Below are 25,312 nucleotides of genomic sequence, written 5' to 3' on the forward strand. Positions count from 1 at the left end.
ATTCCAAATATATTAATCAATAATAGATTATTTTCAAGATTTCCATTTTAATGCATCACGCAACGCCTTAATTTGGATATTTTTTTCCGGATCCACGTCGTTTGAAATAAAAATTTCACGTACAAATGCCAAGACAACCATAAAAAAAGCGGAAAGGAAAAACACACTCAAAACAATAACCATACGTCCTGGAGAAGATTTTTTATCCGGCACGACGGCATAATCCATCACCTGAAGAATAGATCCTTCCTTGGCTTCATCAATTTTCGCCAATTCAAACTGCTTCGCCAACATCTCAAATATCGCCTCAGAGTATTTCACATCGCGCACCCGCCTGACATATTCGAGACCGACTTCTGGAACATTGCTGGTGGAGACCGAAATATCACCTTTACCACGATTCATGCCTGTTTCAATTTTTGCCAGTTGAACATGCAAACCAGTTAGCTCTTTTTCCAATTTTTGATAATTTGGATTGTTTGGCGTCGCGAATGTTCTCATCGCACCCAATTGAACTTCCTTAGCAGCAATTTGAGCCTTGAAATCGGCAGCGGAACGAATGATAGCCTCCGCCTGACCATCTAACTGAATCAATCCTGTCTTTTCCTGAACCTGCTTTAATGCGATCTCCGCATCCGCCAACGACTGCTTTGCCTGCTGTAGCTGTTTTTCAAAAAACAAACGCCGTTGAGAAGCTTCAGTCACCGCAAAAATCTGCGTCATTTTTTGCAATTCCTCGACATATGCATTTGTCAAGTCAGCTGCGAACTTCGGATTTTTATCCTCATACTCAAGAACAATCAAGCCTGTCTTCGACGTGGCAATTTTGCTGGCCGCAGTCAATGCCTTTCTAGTATCCGTTGCGGTCTTGGTTTCATATATTTCCCGCAACTTGAAGCGTTCAATCAGGCGGTCTTGCAGTGTGCGACTAGATAACATACCTAGATAAACATCAGCCGGATTCTTCACCCCCAAAGCACCGCCAGCCATCCCACTCAACACCCCTAGTTGCCCAAGCATAGCACTAGCGCCAGACTGGGATTGCGGAGGCAAAATCTGGACCGTGGCTGTATATTTATTCGGCATCAACAAGGTAATTCCAGCCGCTAGTAACGCGGCTAAAATCGGAATGAAAATTATGCGCTTCTTGTTTTTCGCCAAAACAATTAATGGATAAAGCAAATTAATTGGATCATCATTATTATCCAATGAATTTCCATTATTAATAGGCACTTGCGAAGTAACACTCATTTTTTCTTGCATTTTTATTTACTCTATTTTTGGCATGAAATTAATATTTCTATATACTATCGAATACTTAATCTAGTCAATAAAATAAAAATACCTTTAATTTTTCAACACTTTCAACCCAGCTGCACCAAGTCCAAATTGATAAAATATCGACGTCCACTCCTTCAAGCTTTGCATGAACGTGCTGCGATCGATTTTCTCCGGCACCACCACGGTATCACCCGGATTCAAAGCCGTGCCGCCGATGCCGCTAAACCAACCTGTACTTTGTCCACTCTGCGCCGTACCGTCCGCGCGTATCACGTACATCTCGGATTTATCCGCAGTGATGGTCAGACCACCGGCTTGCTGGACATAATCGCTCACCGTGCGCTGCGGGCGGTAGACAAAGGCGTTTTGTTGGAATACCGAGCCAAGCACATCTACCGTGCCTGGGCGGCGCGGGATCAGAATGGTATCGCCATCCTGCAAGGGCAAGTCGGGTAAGTTCTTGATTTGCGTGTCGACGCCCGGCAAATCGAGCACGATGCGGCCCTCGGCCTTGATGGTGCGCAGTTTCTGTACGATGCGGCGCTGCTGCTCCACCTCGGCGGCGGTTTTTGCCGCATTTTCCTTGTCGCCAGAGGCAGCCATACGCTGGGTAGCATTCGACTCCAAGTCGCGTTCAAAACGGTCAGCCACTTCATTCAACTTGGCTTGCTGGGCACGCCGTACCGATTCGCGATTCAACTGGGTGGCGTACAGATAACCGTTGTCATTCGCCCCCCCCACGCGGGCGACCAACTCGCGCAAGGTCTCGCCTTTCTTCAGCAGAAAGATGCCGCTTTGTCTGGCTTCGCCGGCCACGCGCACGTATTCGTTCTGGATTTGTGCCTGCACCGGCACGGCGCCTGGCGCAAACACGCGCAGCACATCGGTCGGTTTCACCGGGATACTCGCCAGCTGGGTGCTGGTGATGGTTTTGTCGGCGATCAGTTCCACCACCGTCTTGTATTGATTGTCGACGTTCTTTTCAACGATCACTTGCTTGGTTTCCGCCGCAGAATCGAAGCCGCCGGCCCAGCTCAATACATCGGCCAGGCTGGCATTGCCTTTCAATTCGAAAATGGCGGGCTGCTTCACATTGCCCGTCAAGGCCACCAGGGGACCGACTTCCGGAATGTAGATGACGTCGCCGTCCCGCAGCGTCACATCGCGGCTCTTGTCGCCTTTGGCCAGCATGTCGTACAAGTCGAAGGTGCTGACGGTTTGTGCGCCACGCTTCAATTGGATGTTGCGCATGCTACCCGTGGCGTCCGGGCCGCCCGAGGTGAACAGGGCGTTCAACAGCGTGCTCATGGCGCTCAGGGTATAGGTGCCGGGACGCACGGCGTGGCCGACCACATACACTTGAACGGCGCGTGTCTGGGCGATGCTTGCCGTCAGTTCGAAATTGGTGTAAATCTTGCCGACGGCTTTCTTCAGGTAGCCCTGCAAATCCTTGTACTGCACGCCGCTGACCTTGACAGAGCCGACGCGGGGAATGAAGATCGCACCACTGCGGTCGACCGTGGCGCTGACGTCGATATCGACCATGCCCCAGCCGCGCACCTGCAACTCGTCACCCGTGCCGATGACATAATCCTGGTTCACTTGCGCGCCATCGAAGGGCGCGAAGGTGGATGGTACGTCGCTGAACAGGTCCTTGCCGAACATGTTCAATTTTTGTCCGGTCACGCCTTCCGCATAGACCTCAAATGCACCGGCTTCAGCAACGGCGCGTTTGGCCGGACGGCTGGCGGGCGGGTTCTGTGCCTGCCGCTGTTCACTGCGACCACTGCGTATGGCCGGCAGGCCGCTACCCGTCTCCATCGATTGCATTTTGGGAGAGTCACTTGCCCCAAGGTCTTGTGCAACGGCGGAACCCATTCCCATCAGGCAGGCCGAGAAAATCATGTGTTTCACGAACGGCGAGGAAGTACGAAGTTGCTTTTTCATGCTGGTCTTTGTCTGGATGAATAATGTTGTATGAGTAAAGGGAGCGCCATGCGCGCTTAATACTTGCCCTGCCAGGTCACGCTGATTTCTTTCGGTCCGGGATTGATCGACAAGCCCGATTTGCTCTGGTCGCGCTGCGCGTGCCACAGCCAGCTGCCCATGGCGTAGCCGACGATGCCGCCCGCGACCGTGTCGGATACCCAGTGCTTGCGGCCAAATACGCGGCCGGCGGAACCCACGGCAGCCACGCTGTACAGCCAGGGCGCATCGTATTCCTTGGCAAATGGCGTCACGGCAGCAAAGCCGATGGCGGCATGCGCGGAAGGGAAGGATGAATTCGAACGGGAACTGCCGCTGCCGACACGGCTCCACGCTCCGAGGTCTTCCTCTGGGCGGGCGCGACCAAACGCATATTTACCAGCCACCGCCACGCCCGTTGCCGCGGCAATCGATTGGAGGGAGATGAGTCCCGTATTTTGCATGCGCTCATCGCCCAGGGCGAAGGCAGCCGCCGCCGCTCCCACTGCCGCGTATGGCATGGCCTTGCCCAGCTTGCCCCAATTACGGTAGACCTTGGAATCCTCGTGCTTCTTGACGAAACGGTCGACGGGTTTGTCGGCCAACGCGGAGGCCAGCACCACGCCCCCAACCACCGCCGTCGCCTTGAGCCATTCAGGGGCGCTAGGCGTAGCAGATGCGGATTGCTCCAGGCGCGCGCGCATGGCGGGCCATGGGCTGACAAACGGCCGGTCTGGCGGATTGACGGCAGGCAGGTGCTGTTCGTCCTGGCGCTCGGCAAAGTTACCCAAGCCATCGTAGCTTTGCATGTCGGCGCGCGGACGCTCGAACATGTCGTACAGGTCGCCCGGCGAGGCCACCATCTGCCCCACGTCGCGCGTCCATGGAGCGATGGCGAAACCGGCCGTCGATTGCGTGTCCATCGGCAACATACTGTTCAACGGTACGGACAGGAAGACGCCACGGTCCTGGTACGGCTTCGATGGCGTGCCAGGGCTGGTGATATCGTTGCCGTTCGTATGTGTATACCACGCACCGACTTCGATGCCGGACTGGAAGCGGCGCTTGAACTCCACGCGTACGCCCGTATCTTTCGCCAGGAAACGGCCGGCGCGGGCCGTGACGGTAATGTCGTGCGGCAAGCGGTAGTGCAGCGAGCCGATCGCCGTCACCGTCTTGTAGTCGAGTGTATCGAGCAAGCCCTTGTAGCCACGCTGCTGCAAGGCATCGACGGCCACGTCGGCCGCCCAGCGGCTGTCCTTCGGCAGATACAGCACCTGGCCGCCAACGCCGCGAAACATGTCTTCATACAGGCCAGCCGACAGGCGGGTGTACACGCGTTCGGCAGGATTGTCATATTTATTCAGCAAGACGCGGCTCAGCGAGAAACGTCCGCCGCGCAAATACTCCGCAATATCGGTACGCACGTGCGGTAAGTTGCTGTTCGATGGCTGCTTGACGCCCGATACCGTTTCCAGCAATTGCAGGCTGGCGGCAGTATTCAGGTACAGGCCGTCACCCAGGCGGCGATCATAGTTGGCTACCGCCGAGATCGAATAGCGGAAGGCGCCGCTCGGATCATTGAAGAAGAAGCCCACCTTGGGCGCGACCTTGAAGCGGTTCGCTTCCCGGTCCAGCGATTTGATTTGCACCACATCGCCATCGACGCCGACACCGACGGCCAGCTTGCCATCGTCCTTGAGGACATCGGCAGCCTTGGCGGGAGCAGGCGCGGACACGACAGGCGCAGTTGGCGCAATGGCGGGAGCCGATGCGGTGGCAGGTACCGGTGCGGCTGCAGGTGCAGGTGCAGGTGCAGGTGCAGCGGCCACGACGGGCGCCGGTTTGTCGAGGAATTCTTTCAGCCAGCTTTGCTGATCATCCCGGATGACATCGCTTTTCTCCGGATAGCGCAGCAGCACGACGTCGAGGAAAGCCTTGCGATCGATCTTGCCTACCAAATAGTCGTTCAGTTTTGGCAAATCAAAGAATTCGTAGGTGGCGATTGGCTGGTCCAGCTTGGTGTACGTGATGCGCAGGGTCGTCACGCCCTTTGGCGTGAAGGCGACGGCAGTGCGCGCGGCACGGCCAACGGCACGGCCCATGTTCGAAATACGGCTGTTGGTCAGGCTCAGGCTGAGGACATTGCCCTCTTGCTCGACACGGATATTCTTGTAGTCCTGCTTCACCAGCGCATTGACCAGGTCGGCGCCATACACGGCGTCACGGTGCCATTCTTCCTTGCTCGGCAACGGCGGCGGGTTCTTGTCGTCCACGAAGTACGCTGGTTCATACACCTTGGGAACGAACTCGCGCTCGCCAAACGGAATGCTGACATAGGCGTTCACGCTGAACTGGTCGCGATTGCGTGCCGCTTGCAGGGCAAGCCAGCCCCAACGGTATTCCAGGCCCACAGAGGCGCCCTTGCGGCGCTTGCCGGCATTCGTTTCGCTGGCACGGAAGTCACGCAGATAATTGGTGGTATCGTACTCAGCCACCACCGACCAGCGCGGCAGTGCCGTCGGGGTCCAGCGCGCGCCAGCAAATGCGCCATCCGGGCGTTTATGGGCATAGCCCAGGCTCGCTTCGATATTCTTGCTGGCGCCAAAAGTCTTGGTGGCAACCACATATTGCCCCTTGAACAGCTCGGTACCGAACAAATCCGTCATGCCGACGGCGACAGATGGAATCCACTCCGTTTCCGTCCACAGGCGCAATTTGCCGTCGACGACTTTATCCTTGTAGCGGCCATAGCCACTGCCATACTCACCGGGCACACTGGTAAAACCAGGAATGCCCGTGATCGACACATAACGTCCCGTCATTTGCAGGAAAGGCAGAATATTCGCCGTGGCCCACAACTGGCCATAGGGACTGTCGTAGCTATAGCCGACGCTGAAGGTACCGTCTGTTTCCACCACGGCACTGGGCATATTGATATACCCGGATTGACCGCCATGATTCGGAGTCGCGGCAATCGCCGAAGGCGCGCCAAGCACCAAGCAGCCACACCAAGTATATTTAATTGATTTTCTGAGTACGCTTAACAAATCCGGCTACCTAAAATATCCTGCACCTGGAATTCCTGACTATGTCTTCAGAAAATCAATGAGCTTGGGGGAACGTGAATAAAACGAAAAAAGGCCAACCCACGGGCATCTCGCAATGCCGCGCATCAGTTCGCCACTAAAACTCGGTACTTCCGGGCAATTGATCGTTGCTTAATCATGCCTCAGGAATGTATGTCACTGAATTTTAACATTGTTTTCTTGTAGCAAATGCTTAACTTGTTTCCCTTGCGCCACACCTGTCAGTTCGGCGCAAACGCCTTCTGCGGCGCCGCAGCACGCTGCAACCGTCACTTCAAACTGCCAAACACTTTACCGATAATCTTGCTGCCGTAAGCGAGCGGATTACTGCGGATGGCTTTCTCTTCCTCGCCTATCATCAGGTACAGGCCATCAATCGCCCGGTCGGTAACGTAAGCTTCCACCGTCGATTGCTGCTGCGGCACCAGTCCCGTCTTGCCGATTTGGCTCATGGTGCTGTTGTATTTGCTGGCCAGGCCGGAACGGTCGGTCACGGATTTCACGATGGGCAGGAATTTGACGGCCAGCGGCGCGGATGTTTTCTGGCGGAAAAAATCTGTCACCGACGTGTCGCCACCGGACAGGATATTTTTCGCATCGGTCACGCTCATCGACTTCACCGCATCGAGCAGCAAAGGCTTGGCCATGGGCACGGCAGACTCGGCGGCACGGTTCATCGCCACCACCAGATCGTCCAATTGCTGGCCGCGCCCCGTCATTTTCAACAAAGGCTTGGCTTGCTCCAGGATGCCTGGCAGCTTGATTTTGACCTTGTCGTTGTTCAGGAAGCCATTCTCGACTCCCAATTTCGCTACGGCGGCAGCGGAACCGGCCTCCAGTGCAGCTTTCAAGCCATTGCTGGCATCCTGGTTGCTGAGGGCATCGAGGGGACTGGCGGCGCTGACGCCAGACGACAGCAATGCCAGCGCACACAGGATGGCGGCCGGACGGCCAGGGAAAGGGTTCAGGCGCATGGTTTTCCTTTTCTAAAGAATATACAGACCACCTTCTTCTGGAACCTTAGCACATCAAAACCGCAAATACTGCTGCAATTTTTTGCGTCAGGGGGAAACAAGGGGCGCCACAGATGGCGAAGGGAAGGGACTATACAGCAGTTGCTGTTGTATTCGCACACGCTAACGCCGACGGCATGGCTTAGCCTGCTATCGCCGCCAGATGTTCGCGCACCCGCGCCAGATCTGTCTCGCGCATGCGCGCCGCTGTCTGGCGCAAGGATTTTTCCGCGCCGGCCACGCCGGCCGCGACGGCCATCGACAGCCAGATATACGCCTGCTGCAAATCGAGCGGGCCACCCTGGCCGCTGGCCGCCATCAAGCCCAGATTCATTTGCGCCCGCGCATGGCCCTGGCGCGCGGCCAGCGCATACCAGTCCCAGGCGGCAGCATAATCCTGCGGCACATCCTGGCCATTGTCATGCCGCAGGCCCAACGCAAACTGGGCCAGGCTGTGGCCCTGCGCGGCGGCACGGCAATAACAGGCGCATGCCAGCTGGCTGTCGGGCGCCGGGCCGTCATCACGGTCGTGCAAGACGCCCTGCATGTACTGCGCCGGCGCGTAATCCTGCTCGGCGGCGCGGCGGTACCACTCCAGCGCCAGCGACAGATCGTGCGGCACGCCCTGGCCATGTTCGTAGCGCAGGCCCAGGTCGAACTGCGCCCGCACATGCCCCTGGTCGGCTGCCTTGCGGAACCAGAAGATGGCTTCCTGTGCATCGACTGGCGTGCCCTGTCCATGCTCATGCAGGAGTCCCAGCTGATACTGCGCTGCGGGAAAGCCCTGCCCGGCCGCCTGGCGATAGAACAACTGCGCCCGGGTATAGTCCTGCGCGCCATGTTCATGGTGCAGACCCAGGTTGTGCTGGGCCGCCGCGTGCCCCTGCCCTGCCGCCCTGACATACCAGTCGAGTGCCGCCTGCTTATCGCAGGGCACGCCCTGGCCATTGTCATAGATCAGACCCAGATTGAACTGCGAACTGGCGTGGCCCTGCTCGGCGGCGCGCCGGTACCAGGTGATCGCCTGCCCGCTGTCCTGCGGCAGCACGTCGCCGTTTTCATAGCGCAGCGCCAGGTTGAACTGGGCCGGCGCATAGCCCTGCTCGGCCGCCTTGCGCAGCCAGGCAGTCGCCTGTTGGCGGTCCTGCCGCACGCCCTGGCCATTGTCGTAGCGCAGGCCCAGGTTGAACTGGGCACGCGCATAGCCCTGTTCGGCCGCCTTGCGGTACCAGGCGATAGCTTGCACGAAATCCTGCGGCACGCCCTTGCCATTGTCATACATCATGCCCAGATTGTTTTGCGCCCCCGCGTCGCCCTGCTCCGCCGCCCGGCTGAACCACAACATGGCTAGCCCGCTATCCTGCGCGAGTCCCTGGCCCTTGGCATACAGCCAGCCCAGGTTGTACTGCGCCGCCGCGTAACCTTGCTCGGCCGCCTGCTGGTACCAGTGCGCGGCTTGCACAAAATCCTGTGCCACGCCCTGCCCCTTCTGGCACATGACTCCCAGGTTGTATTGCGCGTGTTCGAGTCCCTGCGCGGCAGCCAGGCCATACCAGTGCAATGCCAGCGCATAGCTTTGCTCGATACCCTGGCCATTGAAATACATGAAGCCCAGGCTGTGCTGGGCATTCGCATTGCCCTTCTCGGCCAGTCCTTTCAGGCGCAGGTAATCAGCCGTGTAATGAGCAGCCGTGTAGCGGGGATCGGCAAGCGGCATGGATCAGGCCTCGATGGCCAGCGGCTGCGGTGCGCCCGGTGCGGCATCGGCGATCAGGCGATTCTGCTCCTGCAGCACGCCGATGAAGCTGCCCAGCGAAATGGGCCGGTGGTACAGATAGCCCTGCATCGTGGTGCAGCCCTTGTCCTGCAGATAGCGCGCCTGGCCTTCCGTCTCCACGCCTTCGGCAATCAGGTGCAGGCCCAGTCCGCGCGCGATCGAGATGATGGCCAGGATGACGGGATAGTGTCCGTGCTCGTCGTGGATTTCCTTGACGAAGGACTGGTCGATCTTGATGGTGTGGATGGGGAAGCGGTGCAGATACGACAGCGAGGAATAGCCGGTGCCGAAATCGTCGATGGCGACCGACACGCCCAGCTGGCACAGCTTGTTCAACTGTTCGATCGCATATTGCGGATTGCGGATGCAGATGTTTTCCGTGATTTCCACTTCGATCTTTTCCGGCGCGATGCCGTAGCGCGTCAGCGCGCCGCGCATCTTCTCGAAAAAGTCGCCCCGGTCCAGGTATTGCGGTGACAGATTCAGCGACAGGCGCACGGCTTCGCCGCCGGCCGCGTCCCACTGCACCAGGTCGCGGCACAGGGCGCCCAGCATCCAGTCCGAGATCGGCAGCATCAAGCCGTTTTCCTCGGCAAACGGCAGGAATTCGCCGGCCGTCAGCAAGCCCCGATGCGGGTGGTTCCAGCGCATCAGACCTTCGGCGCCAACGATGCGCCCCGTCATCACATCCACCTGCGGCTGGTAATACATCTCCAGCTGGTTCAGCTCCAGCGCCTTGCGCAGGCTCTGCTCGAGCGCGATCTTCTGGTGCGATACATCGAGCATGGACTCGTGATAAAAACTGTGGCCGTTCTTGCCCAGCGCCTTGACCTGGTACATGGCGATGTCGGCATGGCGCAGCAACTCGTCGATGGTCTCGCCGTCGCCCGGATAGATGGCGATGCCGATGGAGGCCGAAATATGCACCTGGTTGCCATCGAGGTCGAAGGGCTGGTGCAGGCATTCGAGGAATTTGTCGGCGATCAGGCGTGCATCCTGGCGGTCGCGCAGTTCCGGCAGCACGATGGTGAATTCATCGCCGCCCTGGCGCGCCAGCGTATCGCCGCGGCGCAAGCAATCCTTCAGACGCAGCGCCACCTGCTGCAGCAACTCATCACCCTTGACGTGGCCCAGCGTGTCGTTGACCAGTTTGAAGCGATCGAGATCGATGAACATCACGGCCAGTTCCGTCAGCTTGCGTCGCGCCTGGATCACGGCCAGCCCCAGGCGATCCTTGAACAGCATGCGGTTCGGCAGGTCCGTCAGGATGTCGTGATAGGCCTGGTAGGAGATGACTTCCTCGGCGCGCTTGCGGTCGGTGATGTCGCGCGCCACGCCATAGGTGCCGAAGTATTCCTGCTTCCTGGTGTCGTGATCGAGGCCGTGCATGCTGATCGAATTGAGCGGAATCGTCATCAGCGTGTTGTTGAAGGTACGGTCGCTGCCGCTGCCGCTATGGCACTTCAGGCGCAGTTCCACATTGCGCGAAGCGCGCTCGTCGAGGCGGCGCTCATTGAAGGCATAGCGCGCACGCTCCTGGTCTTCATCGTGCACGAGGATCGAGTAATGACTGCCGATCAGCTCTTCGCGGCTGAAGCCCAGCAACTGGTGCACCCGGTCGTTGATGAAGGTGATGCGGCCTTCGTGGTTCAAGGTGTAGATGATGTCGGGCGAGCTGTCGACCAGGTAGCGGTACATCTTTTCCGAGTTTTCCAGCTGCAGCGCGATGCGCTCGTTCTCCAGCGCCAGCTTGCGCTTTTGCAGCGCGTTCTCCACCGTCTTGAGCAGCTCCTCGCGGCTGTAGGGCTTGCGCAAATAATCGTAGGCGCCACGTTTCAGGGCGCCGATGGCCGCCTCGATGCCGACGTCGCCGCTCATGACGATCACGTCGCCCTCGATGCCGCGCCGGTTGATGTGGTCCATGATTTCATGGCCGCTCATGTCGGGCAAGCGCAAATCGAGCAGGATCAGGTCGAAGCGCAGTTTTGACAACTGCGCCAGCGCCTCGCTGCCACAGGTGGCCGTGTACAGCTGGTAGCCGCGGTCCTTCAGCAATTCGTGGAGGGAGGCGAGCAGGCGGGGCTCGTCATCGACGAGCAGGATGCGCGGGCTGTTTTCCAGGTCAAATGGAATGGCGGAGGAGTTCATGGACGTTACGAAGACAAGGCGATATTGCCGGGTGCGGGCAGCACGGCTGCAGCGCTCGTCGGCACGGGAATGGGCAGTAAAATTTCAAACGACGTACCGGACTTGCTGCTGCGGCAGCCAATCACCCCATGCAGGCGGGTAACCAGGTCATGCACGATGGACAAGCCCAGGCCGTGATGCGCCCCGTCCTTGTTGCTGCGCACGGGAGAAAACAAATTGGCCAGCACCTCCGGCGCCAGGCCGGCGCCATTATCGCTGACGCACAATTCCAGATACAAGCGGCGGTCGCGGTTGACGTGGCCCCGGTTCGCCACTTCGATGCGCCCGCCATCGGGCAGCGCTTCGACGGCGTTTTTCAGCAGGTTGAGCAGGATTTGCTTGAGCATGTCGGCATCGGCCTCCACCTCGCATGGCGCGTCCTGCATGCGCGTGACGACCTCGATCTTCGGCGGCAGGAAGTCGGTGGCGCGGAACAATCGCAGCACATCATCGACCACGCGCGCGCAATCGGTGACGCCGCCCGCGTCCACGGGCTGCAAATCGGCCAGGCCGCCGATCAACTGCCCGACCCGATCGATTTCTTCGTTCAGGATAGCCATCTCGCCGCTGACCGGCTCCTGTTTCTCCAGCTTGTGATCAAGTACGCTCAGGTAGTTCTTGATGATGGACAGCGGATTATTCACTTCATGCACGACGCGGCGCGACGCGGCACGGTATTCCTCGGCCACGTGATCGAGCTGGCGCCGAGCCAGGCCGCGCGCACTGATGGCCGTTTCCAGCGCCGTGGCGGCCTGGTTGGCATACGCGCGCAGGAAACCCTCGCGCTTCTGGCAAGCGGCAATCTGCCACGCCGCCACGCCGCCGATCAGCACCCCAAGGCTGCGCTGGCCCGACGCCAAAGGCACGCAGACCAGGCTGTCCGTGCCGAGGATGCGGAACAGCTGCTCCTCGACGATGCCCAGCGCCGGCATGTCGCGTTTCAGGAACGCCAGCTGGCACTCCAGCGCCGAGGCGGCCAAGGGTCCGCCCTTGGCCAGCGGGATCGAGAAGCCGGCCAGGCGCTGCTGATGTTCTCCCGCCGCCACGCCGGTCAACGCATGACCGGTGGGGTTTTGCAGCAGGATGACGGCGGTTTCAAAGTCGAACAGGATGCGCGCCGAGCGCGTGATGGCTTCGAGCAGGCTGCTCTCGCCCTGCTGCCGGGCAAAGGTCTGGCCCACTTCGGATACCAGCACCATGTTGCGCACTTCGTCGGACAGGCGCTGCTGCACCGGATCGATGGATGGCGGCGCATATGCGGGCGGGGTGACGATATCATCCGCGCCGGCCAGGTCGATGCCCAGGTGCTGCGCGGCCTGCTCCACCTGGCGCGCGACGCTGCCGGCCAGGTTTTCCAGTACCTCCACCTCCAGCGCGCATAGCTGCGCCGCCTGCGCGATCGATTCCGCATCGTCGGCATGGCAGCACAGCAAGTGCGCCAGGCGCACGATGCGGATCAAAGGATGACTGGCCTCCAGGCGCGCCAGCGGTTCGTGGTGATACAGCACGCTGTCGGCCAGGAAGGAATCGAGATGCCAGCGCTCGATCAGCCAGGCGCCCGCTTCGGCATGCGTGATCTGCAAGGTGCGCTGCTCCACCGCGCACAGGGCGGCATCGTCGCGCGCCGTGAAATTGAACGCGTATTCCTTCGGCGCCGTGGCCAGCAAGGCCAGGCGGCCCACGTTGTGCAGCAATCCCGCCAGGTACGCTTCCTCGACGTGCGGATAGGCCATGGCCTTGGCCAGCGCGCGCGCCATGACGGCGGCCGAGAGCGAACTTTTCCAGAAGGCGCGCAGGTCGGTGCTGCCGGAATGGGGAAAGCTGTTGAAGGTCTGGAACACGGATTCGCTGATGACCAGGGTTTTGATCATGTCCGTGCCCAGCGACACGAGCGACTGTTCCAGGCTGACGACCTTGCCCTGGCGATGGTAGGCAGAGCTGTTGGCCACGCCGAGGATCTTGCTGGTCATGCCCGCATCCTTGGCGATCAGGGCGGCCAGCTCCGGCATGCCGGCATCGTCAGCCTGCAGGTGGGCGATCAGTTTGATGAGAATCTGCGGCATGGCCGGCAGGCGGGCAATCAGCAGGCGATTGCGAATATCGTGATCAGATTGATGCATCGTATCAGGCATTGCCGGTTCGAAAAGGATGAGCGCTCAGCAGCGAAGCGCGGCCACGTCAGAGGAATCCTCTACTCCTGTAACCCAAAAAATGTCGCCTGAGAGGATGCCGGGAAAAAAGTCATCTTATCATAAGCGCCGGATATTACTTGCAATATAGAAAATTAAGTTGAAATAAACCCAGCGTTCTGTCATGGAAACTTATGCCCTGAAGGAACCCAGCAAACGGTGGCGAAAGCGCCGCGATATCAGCCACAGAACCAGCGCCAGGCCCGTAAACGCCAGCTGGCCCGACGCCAGCCACAGCACGGAACCGGACAGCAGCGGCGAGATTACGCCGGCCACCACGGCACCGAGCAAGGTGCTGGCGAACGACTGGCACGAGGCGACAGTGCCGCGGATATGCGGGAACAGATCGAGCGCCAGCAGAGTCGCGCCCGGTCCCACCAGCGACATGCCGAAGGTGTAGAAAAACAGGGGCAGCACCGACCAGGGCAGCGACGGTGGCAGGAACAGGTGATACACGACATTGACGCTGGCAGCGCACAGCAGGAAGGCAAAGCCGATGCCGATCTGGCGCGCGAACGTCACCTTGCCGGCGATGCGGTTGGCCGCCAGGGCCCCCATGAAGATCCCGCTCACGCACGGGATGAACAGCCAGGCGAACTGCGATGGTCCCAGGTGCAGTTGCTTGGGCAGCATTTCCGGCGCAGCCGTGATGAACAGGAACAGGCCCGCGAAATTGAGGGCGACGATGCCGGCCTTGATGTGGAACAGGGGCGAGCGCAGGATCTGGCCATAGCTCGACGCCAGGAAACGGGGATTGAAGGGCTGGCGTTTTTCCATCGGCAAGGTTTCAGGCAGGCGCCAGTAGCAGAAGGCCAGCAGGATCACCGTGTAAAAGGCGAGGAACAGGAAAATCGAGCGCCAGTCGAACCAGATGACGATCCAGCCACCAAGAATCGGTGCCACGGCCGGGGCGATGGAAAAGATCATCGTCACCAGCGACAGCAAACGGGCCGCCGCCGCATCGGCATACAGGTCGCGAATGATGGCGCGGCTGATCACCACGCCGGCGCCGGCCGAGACGCCCTGCATGATGCGGAAGAACCACAGATAGTGCACCGTGTGCGCCGAAGCGCAGCCCAGCGAGCCGATGGCAAACATCAGCAGCGACACGAGGATGACGTTGCGCCGGCCAAACGTGTCCGAAATCGCGCCATGCCACAACACCATGCCGGCAAAGGCCAGCATGTAAAACGTCAGCGACTGCTGCACTTCCAGCGGCGAGGCCTGCAGCGAACCCTGGATCGCGCCAAAGGCAGGCAGATACGTATCGATCGACAGGGGACCCAGCATCGACAGCCCGGCCAGCATCATGGCCAGCGCACCGCGGCTCAGCGGCGCCATGTGGCTCGGGGTGGGAGGCGGAACGGGCGTAACCGGGTCGGGCGGCACGTTGGCCGGAGGGGTGGGAAACATGGCGGATCCAAAGTGGCGCGCGGACCAGCATTGGTCCGCGCGCGGGGTTACTGCGGGTGTCTTGCGGTGAACGCTTACTGCTGTGGCTTTGGTTTGGCTTCTTCGCGGCGGTTGTAGCCTGCGACCATATCAAAGCGGAACAAACGGCATTCCAGCGCGCCGTTGAAGAATGGCGTCTTGCGCGCTTCTTTCAGGCGCAACAGCTTGGGCAGGCCCAGGTCGGCCGTGAAGAGAAACACGGTCCAGCCGGCGAAGCGCTGCTTCAGGGTCGTGCCCATGGCCGAATAGAAGGACGTCGACAATTCATCTTCCGGGATGGTGCTGTCGCCGCGCACGCCGATACGCTCGCCGTACGGCGGATTGGTCAGCATGATGCCCGGCACGTCGCTTGGCGGCTTGACTTCCTGTGCCTCGATCTGTTTCAAGGGTACGTCGAAGCGCACGCCGGCGCAACGCAGGTTATGACGCGTCATGGCCACCATGTCGCCCGAGATGTCGCTGCCGAAAATAGTCGGTTCGGCAGGCAGCGGATTGACCTTGATGGCGTTTTTCATGGCATTCCACGGCGCCGGATCGAAATCGTGGAAGTTTTCAAAGGCGAACTGGCGCGTAGCACCGGGCGGAATGCCTTGCAACATCTGCGCCGCTTCGGCCAGGATGGTGCCGGAACCGCACATCGGATCGAACAGCACCATGCCCGGCTTCCAGCCCGACACGCGCAGCAGGCCGGCGGCCAGGTTTTCGCGCAGCGGCGCGTCGCCCGTCTCTTCGCGCCAGCCACGTTTGAACAGCGCTTCGCCCGAGGTGTCGAGATACACGGTAAACGTGTTCGCGTCGAGGAAGCCGACGATGCGCATGTCCGGCGTCTTGGTGTTGACCGATGGACGCTCGTTGAACTGGTCGCGGAAGCGGTCGCAGATCGCATCCTTGATCTTCAGGGTGGTAAATTCCAGGCTGCGCAGCGGCGACTTCACGGCCGTAACGTCGACACGGATCGTGTGGTGCACGCCGAACCAGTCTTCCCAGGCTTGCGCCAGGGTCAGGTCATAAATGTCGTTTTCCGTCTTGTAGCCGGAATGGGCCATACGCATCAGCACGCGCGAAGCGATACGCGAATGCAGGTTGATACGGTAGGCATCGAGCAGGTCGCCCGAGCAGTGTACGCCGCCCGGTACCTGGTTGTGGACCTTCATGGTCGAACTATCCTGGGCGATCTCGCCCAGTTCCTCGGCCAGCGCCGCTTCCATGCCGCGCGGGCATGGGCAAAAATATGAAGCCATAATTAGGATACCTTTTATCCGTTAAAAACAATTTTACTTAAAAGCAAATGAAATCTGGGGTCAGACCCGACGGGTTTGACCCCGGTACTAACTACTATACTGACAGCGCCCGCTCGACAAAATCGAGGCGGTCCTGGCCCCAGTATCCTTCGCCATCGACGATGTACCACGGCGAGCCGAAGACGCTGGCGGCAGTCGCCGCCTCCGTGTTGGCATCATATTCGGCCTGCACGCTGACCGTTTCCGACGTCTTCAGCAACTGGCGGCCATCGAAACCGGCATCAAGCGCGATCTGCACCAGGGTTTCCTCGTCGCCAATGTTGCGCTCTTCAGCCCACAGGCCGCGCATGATGGCGTGCGCCAGGTTCAGCGACGCCTCCACGCCGTGCGCCAGGCGTGTGGCGATGATCAGCTTGGCCGAGGCTTCCGGCGACACGGGGAAGAACTTCGGCTGCAAGGTCAGCGGCACTTGCAAATAAGCCGACCAACGCGCCAGTTCGGCCAGGCGATACGCCTGGCGCTGCGGTGCGCGCTTGGCCAGCGGCAGGCCACCCGAGACACTGAAGACCTTGCCCAGGTCAAAGGGGCGAATGTCGATCTGTGCGCCCGTCTTCGCGGCGATGGCCATCAGGCGCGCGTGGCCCAGGTAGGTCCATGGCGAGTGGGGCGCGAAGAAATACTGCACGACTTTGCTCTGGCTTGCACTCATCTCGATTCCCTTAGAAAGGCTTGACCACGACCAGCACGACGACGGCCAGCAGCATCACCACCGGCACTTCATTAAACCAGCGGAACCAGGTATGGCTACGCTTGTTGACGCCTTTTTCAAACTTGCGCAGGATGGAACCGCAGGCGTGGTGGTAGCCGAGCAGCAGCACCACGAACGTCAGCTTGGCGTGCATCCAGCCCGGCATCTTCACGCGGCCTTCGCCCCCACCGTACAGCATCCACATCAACGCCAGCCCCAGCACCATCGCCGGCAACGCCAGCAGGGACATGAAGCGGTACAGCTTGCGCGCCATCAGCAGCAGGCGCTCGGTGGCTACCGTTTCCGTCTCCATCGCTAGGTTCACGAAGATGCGCGGCAAATAAAACAGGCCGGCAAACCAGGACATGACGAAGATGATGTGGAAGGCTTTGGTCCAGAGAAAGAGCATGGGGTTCCCAGTGTCAGAAAGATACAGAAATGAGCGCGCGGGCAGCCTCGTGAGCCACCCGCGAAGAAAGACTACTTGCGTACTTCACCGTGGCCAAAGACCACGTACTTGAGCGATGTCAGGCCTTCCAGTCCCACCGGGCCACGCGCGTGCAGCTTGTCGTTCGAGATGCCGATCTCGGCGCCCAGGCCATATTCAAAACCATCGGCAAAACGCGTCGATGCGTTCACCATCACCGAGGCGGAATCGACTTCGCGCAGGAAGCGCAGCGCATCGCTGTAATCTTCCGTGATGATAGCTTCCGTGTGCTTCGATGAATACTGGTTGATGTGGTCCATCGCTTCGTCGATGCCATCGACCACCTTCACCGACAGGATCGCCGCCAGGTATTCGGTGGACCAGTCTTCCTCGGTGGCGGGCACCAGGTACGGATAAGCAGCGGCGGCCAGGATCGCATGGCTTTCAGGATCGGCGCGCAGTTCCACCTGCTTGGTCAGGTACAGTTCGGCCAGCTGGGGCAGCACGGCAGCGGCGATGGCGCGCGATACCAGCAGGGTTTCCATGGTGTTGCAGGTGCCATAGCGGTGGCACTTCGCGTTGAAGCCAATATCGATCGCCTTCTTGATATCGGCCTTGGCGTCGATGTAGACGTGGCAGATGCCATCGAGGTGCTTGATCATCGGCACAGTAGCTTCTTCCATCAGGCGCGCGATCAAGCCCTTGCCGCCGCGCGGCACGATGACGTCCACGTACTGCGGCATGGTGATCAGGGCACCGACGGCGGCGCGGTCGGTGGTATCGATGACTTGCACGGCGTCCTGCGGCAGGCCTGCGCCGGCCAGTCCTTCCTGCACCAGCCTGGCCAGCGCGCGGTTGCAATGGATGGCTTCCGAGCCGCCGCGCAAAATCGTTGCGTTGCCGCTCTTGATGCACAGGCCGGCCGCGTCCACCGTCACGTTCGGGCGCGCTTCATAGATGATGCCGATGACACCCAGCGGCACGCGCATCTGGCCCACCTGAATGCCCGTCGGGCGGAATTTCATGTTCGAGATCTCGCCGATCGGGTCGGCCAGCGCGACGATCTGCGTCAAGCCTTCGACCATGGTGGCGATGGCGGCGTCGGACAGGGTCAGACGGTCCAGCATGGCCGGCGCCAGGCCGGCGGCAGCGGCCGCATCGAGGTCGCGCTGGTTGGCCGCGCGCAGCAGATCGGCATCGCGCACGATGGCGGCGGCGATCAGGGTCAAGGCGCGGTTGCGCGTTGCGCTGTCGGCACGCGCCATGGCGCGCGATGCGGCGCGCGCGCGCGTCCCCACGTCCTGCATATATTCTGTGATGTCCATGCTCGTATCCATATAGTAAAAAACTAGCCTCGGGCAATCTTCAGGCCCAACTGCAGCATGGCATCCCAGGCATCGCCCGCGTAGCCCTTGGCGCGCAAACCCTTGATCATCTTGTCCACCTGTGCCGCCTGCTGCAGCGCCGCTTCCAGCACGGGCAGCGAAATGCGCCGCAAGGCCGGTTCCATCATCCGCTCGCGCGGCCCCCAGATGCGGTATTCCTTCAGCAGCGCGCCCAATGGACGCCCTTGCGCCATACCGGCCTTCAATTTTAACAGCGTGCGGATTTCCTCGGAGACGGCCCACAAGACCAGCGGCAGCGCCTCGCCCTCGCCTTTCAAGCCTTCGAGCATGCGCACCAGGCGCGCCGGATCGCCGGCCAGCATGGCCTCGGACAGCTTGAAGACATCGTAGCGGGCCACGTTCAGCACCGCGTCCTGCACTTGCTCATACGTCAGCTTGCCCGCCGCATGCAGCAAGCCCAGTTTCTGGATTTCCTGGTGTGCCGCCAGCAAATTGCCCTCCACCCGCTCGGCGATGAAGTCGATGCTGGCCCGTTCGGCACTCTGCCCCTGCGCGGCCAGGCGCTGGGATATCCAGGCCGGCAACTGCGCCCGTTCCACATTCGGAATCTCGATATACACGGCCGCCTGCTGCAGGCTGGCGACCCAGGCCGCCTTTTGCGTGGCCCAGTCCAGCTTGGGCAAGGTGATCAGCGTCAGGTTGTCGGGGCTGAGGTTCTTGGCATAGCTTTGCAGCGCCGCGCCGCCATCCTTGCCCGGCTTGCCGGTGGGGATGCGCAGCTCGATCAGTTTTTTATCGCCGAACAGCGACAGCTCCTGGTTCGCCGCCAACAGTTCGCCCCACTTGAAGCTGCGCTCCACCGTCAGCACATCCCGCTCGGAATAACCCTGCGCACGCGCCGCGCGGCGGATCTTGTCGGCCGCTTCCAGCGCCAGCAAATGTTCGTCGCTGGTGATCACATACAGCTGCGCCAGCGGCTTGGCCACATGCCCATCGAGCGCGTCTATCCGCAATTGCATGGCGTCCCCGTTACTGCTGCGGGGTTGCCGGCACGACCGGTGTCACGGGCTCCACTGGCGCCACCGACATGGCCGGCAGGACCGGCTTGATGGCGGCCAGGCGGCGCATGATCTGTTGCACCAGATCGTTGCGCATGTCGCGGTACAGTGCCGCTTCCTCGGTTTCCTTGGCCAGCACCTGCGATTCGTCGAAGGTAATCGGACGCACCAGGCTGATGGTCGTCGGTGCCAGCAGCTGGTTGCCGGCCTTGTCCACGACACGGAAATTGATCGAATAGCCGAGCTGGTACTCTTGTACGCGGCCATTTTTGTTCAGCGACAAAATGGTCTTGGTACGATTCCTTTCCGGGTCGGTGAGCACCTCAAGGACAGCGTCGGCGCCATCCTTGGTGTTGACCACCTCCGTGCTGCCTATGGCGCGGATATAGCGCTTCAGGCCGATCGCCAGCGGCGATGTCTCGGGCAAGCCGATGTACATCGTCGCGAACGGCAGCATGAAACTGCCGTTCGAACCGCGCAAGTGAAAGCCGCAGGCTGACAGCAGGACAGTCAGACCCAAAGCCAGCACAGCACGGCGGCCCAGCAGCGATACGGAAGAGGAAGTCGTCATGATTACACCACGATGCTGATTAACTTGCCTGGCACGACGATGATCTTCTTCGGCGTGGTCTCGACGTACTTTTGCACACTTTCGCATGCCAGCGCGGCCGCTTCGATGCTGGCCTTGTCCGCATCCTTGGACACCGTGATCGAGCCGCGCAGCTTGCCGTTCACCTGGATCATCATCTCGATCTCGGACTGTTCCAGTGCTTGCGGGTCGACTTGCGGCCACGGCGCGTTGAGCAGGTCGCCGTGTGCGCCGGCGTAGCCCAATTCCTGCCACAGCACGTGGGTGATATGCGGCGCGACAGGATTGAGCAGGCGCAGGAAGATGGAGAAGCCTTCGGCGATCAGGGCCTTCGACTGCGCGCTGTCATCGAGCTTGGCCGATTCCAGCGTGTTGAGCATCTTCATGCAGGCCGACACCACGGTGTTGTACTGGATGCGCTTCAAGTCGTAATCGGCTTGCTGCAGCAGCTTGTGCAATTCGCGGCGCAGGTTTTTCTGCGCATCGCCCGTGGCCGGTGCGGCGCCACCAGCCAGTGCGGCTTGAATCGTGGCCGACTGGGCGTAACCGAAGTTCCACACGCGGCGCAGGAAGCGATTTGCGCCTTCGACGCCGCTGCCCGACCATTCCAGCGTCTGTTCCGGCGGCGAGGCGAACATGGTGAACAGACGGGCCGTGTCGGCACCGTACTGCTCGATCTGCGCTTGCGGGTCGATGCCGTTGTTCTTCGACTTCGACATTTTTTCCGTGCCGCCGATTTCCACCGGCTGGCCATCGGCCACCAGGACGGCGCTTTGCGGACGGCCCTTGTCATCGAGCGACAGGCGCACGTCGTCCGGGTTGAACCAGGTGGTCTTGCCCACGGCATCCTTGCGGAAGTAGGTTTCGTTGAGCACCATGCCTTGCGTCAGCAGATTGACGAATGGCTCGTCGAACTTGACCAGGCCGAAGTCGCGCATGATCTTGGTCCAGAAGCGCGCGTACAACAAGTGCATGACCGCGTGTTCGATGCCGCCGATGTACTGGTCCATCGGCATCCAGTAATCGTTGCGTGCGTCGACCATGGCGTCGTTCGAGCCTGGCGAGGTATAGCGCATGTAGTACCACGACGAATCGACGAAGGTATCCATGGTGTCCGTCTCGCGGCGCGCCGGCTTGCCGCACTGCGGGCAGTCGCACTGCAAAAAGGCTTCGTACTTGTTCAGCGGGTTGCCCGTGCCGTCCGGCACGCAGTCTTCCGGCAGCACCACCGGCAAGTCTTTTTCCGGCACCGGCACCACGCCGCAGTCGGCGCAATGGATCATCGGGATCGGCGTGCCCCAGTAGCGCTGGCGCGAAATGCCCCAGTCGCGCAGACGGAACGTGGTTTTCTTTTCGCCCAGGCCCAGTTCGGCCAGGTCGGCGGCCACCGCATCGACGGCGGACGCGAAATGCAGACCGTCGTATTTGCCCGAGGAGACACAGACGCCATCCTTGCTGCCATACGATTCCTGCCACGCGTCCGTCGAGAATTCCTGGCCCTTGACATCGATGACTTGCTTGATCGGCAGATTGTATTTCTTGGCAAAGCCGAAATCGCGCTCGTCGTGCGCCGGCACGCCCATCACGGCGCCATCGCCGTAGGTGATCAGCACGTAGTTGCCGACCCACACTTCCACTTGCGCGCCCGTCAACGGATGCGTGACGAACAGGCCGGTCGGCATGCCCTTCTTCTCCATCGTCGCCATGTCCGCTTCGATCACGGAACCGAGCTTGCATTCGGCGTTGAAGGCGGCCAAGTCGGCATTGGTTTGCGCGGCGTGGATGGCCAGCGGGTGCTCGGCGGCCACGGCGCAGAAGGTCACGCCCATGACGGTGTCCGGACGCGTGGTAAACACATACAGCTTGCCGTCACCGATCAGGGCGCCATTCGCGTCCTTGATCTGGTGCGGGAAGGCGAAGCGCACGCCCGTCGACTTGCCGATCCAGTTGGTCTGCATGGTGCGCACGCGCTCGGGCCAGCCCGGCAACTTGTCGTCCACATACGCCAGCAATTCTTCCGCGTAATCGGTGATGCGCGCGTAGTACATGGGGATTTCGCGCTTTTCGATCAGCGCGCCCGAACGCCAGCCGCGGCCGTCGACGACTTGCTCGTTGGCCAGCACGGTCTGGTCGATCGGGTCCCAGTTCACGGTACCGGTCTTCTTGTAGATGATGCCTTTTTCCAGCATCTTCAGGAACATCCACTGGTTCCATTTGTAGTATTCGGGCTTGCAGGCGGTCATTTCGCGCGACCAGTCGATGGCCAGGCCCATCGATTCCATCTGCTGCTTCATGTGGGCGATGTTCGAATACGTCCATTGCGCGGGTGGCACATTGTTGGCCATGGCCGCGTTTTCCGCCGGCATGCCGAACGCATCCCAGCCCATCGGCATGAGCACGTTGTAGCCGTTCATGCGCAGGTAGCGGTACATCACGTCATTGATCGTATAGTTGCGCACGTGACCCATGTGCAGCTTGCCCGAAGGGTAAGGCAGCATTGAGCAGGCAAAATACTTGCCTTTTGGGAAACGCGGGTCGTGTTCGACGGCTTTATAGGCGTCGATCGCCTTCCAGTGCGATTGGGCGGCTTGTTCGACGTCGGCGGGACTATATTTATCTTGCATGATGTGCGGCCAATAGTGGATATGAACCGAGCATTATACTGGTTGTCGCCGCCCGATAGCGCGGCGCGCTGGCGGCCCGGGCTGGCATTTTTTGGCCGGCGCGCAATTATGCTGTGTAATATATATGCAATCTTGTTCTTTGCATCAAAGCCGGCCATGATCGTCTACCAGGAATATCTGCCCATCCCCGCCCTGCGCCCCTGGCTGGATTGCGTCTGGACGTGCCGCGTGCAGACGGGCGCCACGCCCCTCACGCACCAGGTCTTGCCCGACAATTGCATCGACATCCTGTGCCAGGACCAGCAGGATGCCAGCTTTGCCGTCGGCATGATGACGGCGCCGATTGCCGTCGTCAGCCAGGGCCTCGTGCAAACGGTGGCGGCCCGCTTCAAGCCGGGCGCGGCGGCGCGCTTCTTCCAGCTGCCCTTATGCGAACTCAGCGATAGCCGCACGGGGCTGCAGCAACTGTGGGGCCGCGAGCTGGCGACGCGCCTGGGTGACGCCCTGTGGAGCGCGCCCCTGTCCAATGCGCAAAGAATTTCTATTTTGCAAGATTATCTGCTGTTGCGCCTGCGCACCGCAGCGCCACGGCGCCAGGCCGGTGCGGCCGAATACGCCATCGCGGCCATCGAGGCAGCATGCGGCCAGGTGCGCGTGGATGGCCTGGCGCAGCAGCTGGGCGTCTCGCGCCAGCACCTGACGCTGCAATTTCGCCAGCAAGTCGGCATCAGCCCGAAATTGTTTGCCCGTATCTGCCGTTTTCGCGCCGCCAGCGCCGGCATGCAAAGCCAGGCGGGACAGCCGGACTGGGCGCAAGTGGCCTTGCAATACGGTTATTTCGACCAGTCTCACCTGATCCACGACTTCCAGGATTTCGCCCGCAGTTCGCCCGATGCCTGGCTGGCGGCACGCCAAAGCTAACGTAAGCTTCCATTTTTACAATCACGCGCCGCGCGCCGGTGGCATGATGGCGTCATTCTTCATTCATCAGGAGCAGAACATGATCAAGGGCTTGCGCACCGTCACCTATCCCGTCCCCGACCTGGACAAGGCCAAGGCCTGGTACAGCCAGGTATTCAACACGGCGCCGTATTTCGACCAGCCGTTTTATGTGGGGTTTGCCATCGGCGGCTTCGAGCTTGGGCTGATGCCGGGCGGTGAACCGGGCACGCAGGGCAGCGTGACGTACTGGGGCGCGGACGGCATCGAACAGGAAGTCGAACGCATCGTTGCACTGGGCGGCAGCCTGCACCACCCGATCACGGACGTGGGCGACGGCATCCGCACGGTGGAATTGCTCGACCCGTTTGGCAACCAGATCGGCTTCATCGACAATCCCCATTTCGATACGGCCAAGGTACGTTAAGTTGCCTTAAGCGGCGGCCTCGCCTTGCAGCCACAGCCGGAATTGCTGCAAGGCCGTCTTTTCATGTGCCGTTTCGGGCGTAATCATGTAATACGCCCGCTGGCCGCGCAGTGGGCGTTCACATACGATGCGCAGTTCGCCACGCGCCAATTCCGCTTCGACCAGCATGCGCGGCAGCAAGACCGCGCCTTGCCCTTGCACGGCCGCCATGGCCAGCATGGAAAACAATTCGTAGCGGGCGCCGTAGTGCGCTCCATCGCGCCCCTCTCCCTCGACCTGCATGGCATCAAACCATTGGCGCCAGGCACCTGGGCGCGTACTTTGTTGCAACAAGGTCAGTTCCAATAAGTCCTGCGGCTGCCACTGGCTGCGCGCCGCCAGCAGGCGGGGGCTGGCGACGGGCACGATTTCTTCATGCATCAGCAAGGTAGCGCGCGTGCCGGGCCAGCGTGCCAATTGCTCGGGCGTGCCCGCGTACAGGGCGCCGTCATATTCCGTATCGGCAAACATGAACGGCTTTGTATACGCATCGATATGCACGACGATGTCCGGCTGTTCGCTGGCAAAACTGGCCAGCCGTGGCATCAGCCAGCGCGTGGCAAAGGTGGGCACGGACGCGAGCTGCAGGGCGCCGCCACCTCCCTGGCGCGCCATGGTATCGAGCGTGTCGCGCTCCAGGCCATCGAGGCGGGCCGCGATCTGGCGCGCATACGCGGCGCCGGCGCTGGTCAGCAGCACGCCGTGGCGCGTGCGCTGAAACAATTGCACGCCAAGAAAAGTTTCCAAGGACGAAATCTGGCGCGACACGGCGCTTTGCGTCAGCGACAGTTCACGCGCCGCATGTGTGTAGCTCTGGTGCCGCGCGGCCGCCTCGAAACAATTGAGCGCCTGCAGCATGGGAATTTTGCGTGACATGGGGGTATCCGGCCGGTGAAAGACCCCTAGTATGCCGCAAGATAT

At 60.6% G+C, this 25,312-nt stretch carries 18 protein-coding genes; 2 read left to right on the plus strand and 16 right to left on the minus strand.

Features of this window, described 5'->3' with window-relative positions:
* Positions 1-33: 33 nt before the first annotated feature.
* The 15 genes from ACQ4W0_RS02085 to leuS all read right to left on the minus strand — a co-directional run bounded on the left by ACQ4W0_RS02085 (position 34) and on the right by leuS (position 22,986).
* Positions 34-1,263 (minus strand): GumC family protein, encoded by a 1,230-nt coding sequence (locus tag ACQ4W0_RS02085; protein ID WP_436575268.1) that lies wholly within the window; start codon positions 1,261-1,263, stop codon positions 34-36.
* An 84-nt stretch (positions 1,264-1,347) separates the two neighbouring features.
* Positions 1,348-3,228: an SLBB domain-containing protein gene (locus tag ACQ4W0_RS02090; protein WP_436575269.1), complete on the minus strand. Its 1,881-nt coding sequence runs from the start codon at positions 3,226-3,228 to the stop codon at positions 1,348-1,350.
* A 56-nt stretch (positions 3,229-3,284) separates the two neighbouring features.
* A complete protein-coding gene (locus ACQ4W0_RS02095) occupies positions 3,285-6,179 on the minus strand; it encodes a YjbH domain-containing protein (protein WP_436575270.1) in 2,895 nt (964 codons plus the stop codon).
* Positions 6,180-6,604: 425 nt separating this feature from the next.
* Positions 6,605-7,309: a DUF4197 domain-containing protein gene (locus ACQ4W0_RS02100; protein ID WP_436575271.1), complete on the minus strand. Its 705-nt coding sequence runs from the start codon at positions 7,307-7,309 to the stop codon at positions 6,605-6,607.
* 181 nt (positions 7,310-7,490) lie between these two features.
* Positions 7,491-9,065 carry an SEL1-like repeat protein gene (locus tag ACQ4W0_RS02105; protein WP_436575272.1) on the minus strand — a complete coding sequence of 525 codons (1,575 nt, stop codon included), beginning with the start codon at positions 9,063-9,065 and terminating at the stop codon, positions 7,491-7,493.
* Positions 9,066-9,068: 3 nt separating this feature from the next.
* Complete coding sequence (locus tag ACQ4W0_RS02110; protein WP_436575273.1) at positions 9,069-11,273, minus strand: EAL domain-containing response regulator; 2,205 nt, start codon at positions 11,271-11,273, stop codon at positions 9,069-9,071.
* A 5-nt stretch (positions 11,274-11,278) separates the two neighbouring features.
* Positions 11,279-13,432, minus strand: a complete 2,154-nt coding sequence (locus ACQ4W0_RS02115; RefSeq protein ID WP_436575274.1) for an HDOD domain-containing protein — start codon at positions 13,430-13,432, stop codon at positions 11,279-11,281.
* A gap of 201 nt (positions 13,433-13,633) precedes the next feature.
* Complete coding sequence (locus ACQ4W0_RS02120) at positions 13,634-14,914, minus strand: multidrug effflux MFS transporter (protein WP_436575275.1); 1,281 nt, start codon at positions 14,912-14,914, stop codon at positions 13,634-13,636.
* A gap of 74 nt (positions 14,915-14,988) precedes the next feature.
* Complete coding sequence (locus ACQ4W0_RS02125) at positions 14,989-16,194, minus strand: THUMP domain-containing class I SAM-dependent RNA methyltransferase (RefSeq protein WP_436575276.1); 1,206 nt, start codon at positions 16,192-16,194, stop codon at positions 14,989-14,991.
* A gap of 94 nt (positions 16,195-16,288) precedes the next feature.
* Positions 16,289-16,903, minus strand: a complete 615-nt coding sequence (locus ACQ4W0_RS02130) for a 2-hydroxychromene-2-carboxylate isomerase (protein WP_436575277.1) — start codon at positions 16,901-16,903, stop codon at positions 16,289-16,291.
* 10 nt (positions 16,904-16,913) lie between these two features.
* Complete coding sequence (locus ACQ4W0_RS02135) at positions 16,914-17,351, minus strand: CopD family protein (protein ID WP_426074123.1); 438 nt, start codon at positions 17,349-17,351, stop codon at positions 16,914-16,916.
* Positions 17,352-17,422: 71 nt separating this feature from the next.
* Positions 17,423-18,694 (minus strand): glutamate-5-semialdehyde dehydrogenase, encoded by a 1,272-nt coding sequence (locus ACQ4W0_RS02140; RefSeq protein ID WP_436575278.1) that lies wholly within the window; start codon positions 18,692-18,694, stop codon positions 17,423-17,425.
* Between the two features lie 23 nt (positions 18,695-18,717).
* Positions 18,718-19,734: a DNA polymerase III subunit delta gene (gene holA / locus ACQ4W0_RS02145; protein WP_092802781.1), complete on the minus strand. Its 1,017-nt coding sequence runs from the start codon at positions 19,732-19,734 to the stop codon at positions 18,718-18,720.
* Between the two features lie 10 nt (positions 19,735-19,744).
* Positions 19,745-20,344 (minus strand): LPS-assembly lipoprotein LptE, encoded by a 600-nt coding sequence (locus ACQ4W0_RS02150; RefSeq protein WP_436575279.1) that lies wholly within the window; start codon positions 20,342-20,344, stop codon positions 19,745-19,747.
* A gap of 2 nt (positions 20,345-20,346) precedes the next feature.
* Complete coding sequence (gene leuS, locus ACQ4W0_RS02155; protein ID WP_436575280.1) at positions 20,347-22,986, minus strand: leucine--tRNA ligase; 2,640 nt, start codon at positions 22,984-22,986, stop codon at positions 20,347-20,349.
* 132 nt (positions 22,987-23,118) lie between these two features.
* Between leuS and ACQ4W0_RS02160 the strand changes: the two genes are divergently transcribed.
* Together ACQ4W0_RS02160 and ACQ4W0_RS02165 are read left to right on the plus strand one after the other, a co-directional pair.
* Positions 23,119-23,907 carry a DUF6597 domain-containing transcriptional factor gene (locus ACQ4W0_RS02160; protein ID WP_436575281.1) on the plus strand — a complete coding sequence of 263 codons (789 nt, stop codon included), beginning with the start codon at positions 23,119-23,121 and terminating at the stop codon, positions 23,905-23,907.
* Between the two features lie 79 nt (positions 23,908-23,986).
* Positions 23,987-24,352 carry a VOC family protein gene (locus ACQ4W0_RS02165; protein WP_436575282.1) on the plus strand — a complete coding sequence of 122 codons (366 nt, stop codon included), beginning with the start codon at positions 23,987-23,989 and terminating at the stop codon, positions 24,350-24,352.
* A 6-nt stretch (positions 24,353-24,358) separates the two neighbouring features.
* On the opposite strand, the gene ACQ4W0_RS02170 is transcribed toward ACQ4W0_RS02165, so the two are convergent.
* Positions 24,359-25,267, minus strand: a complete 909-nt coding sequence (locus tag ACQ4W0_RS02170) for a LysR substrate-binding domain-containing protein (protein WP_436575283.1) — start codon at positions 25,265-25,267, stop codon at positions 24,359-24,361.
* Positions 25,268-25,312: the final 45 nt, after the last annotated feature.

This window comes from Janthinobacterium breve, assembly GCF_051380895.1.
GTDB lineage: Bacteria > Pseudomonadota > Gammaproteobacteria > Burkholderiales > Burkholderiaceae_D > Janthinobacterium.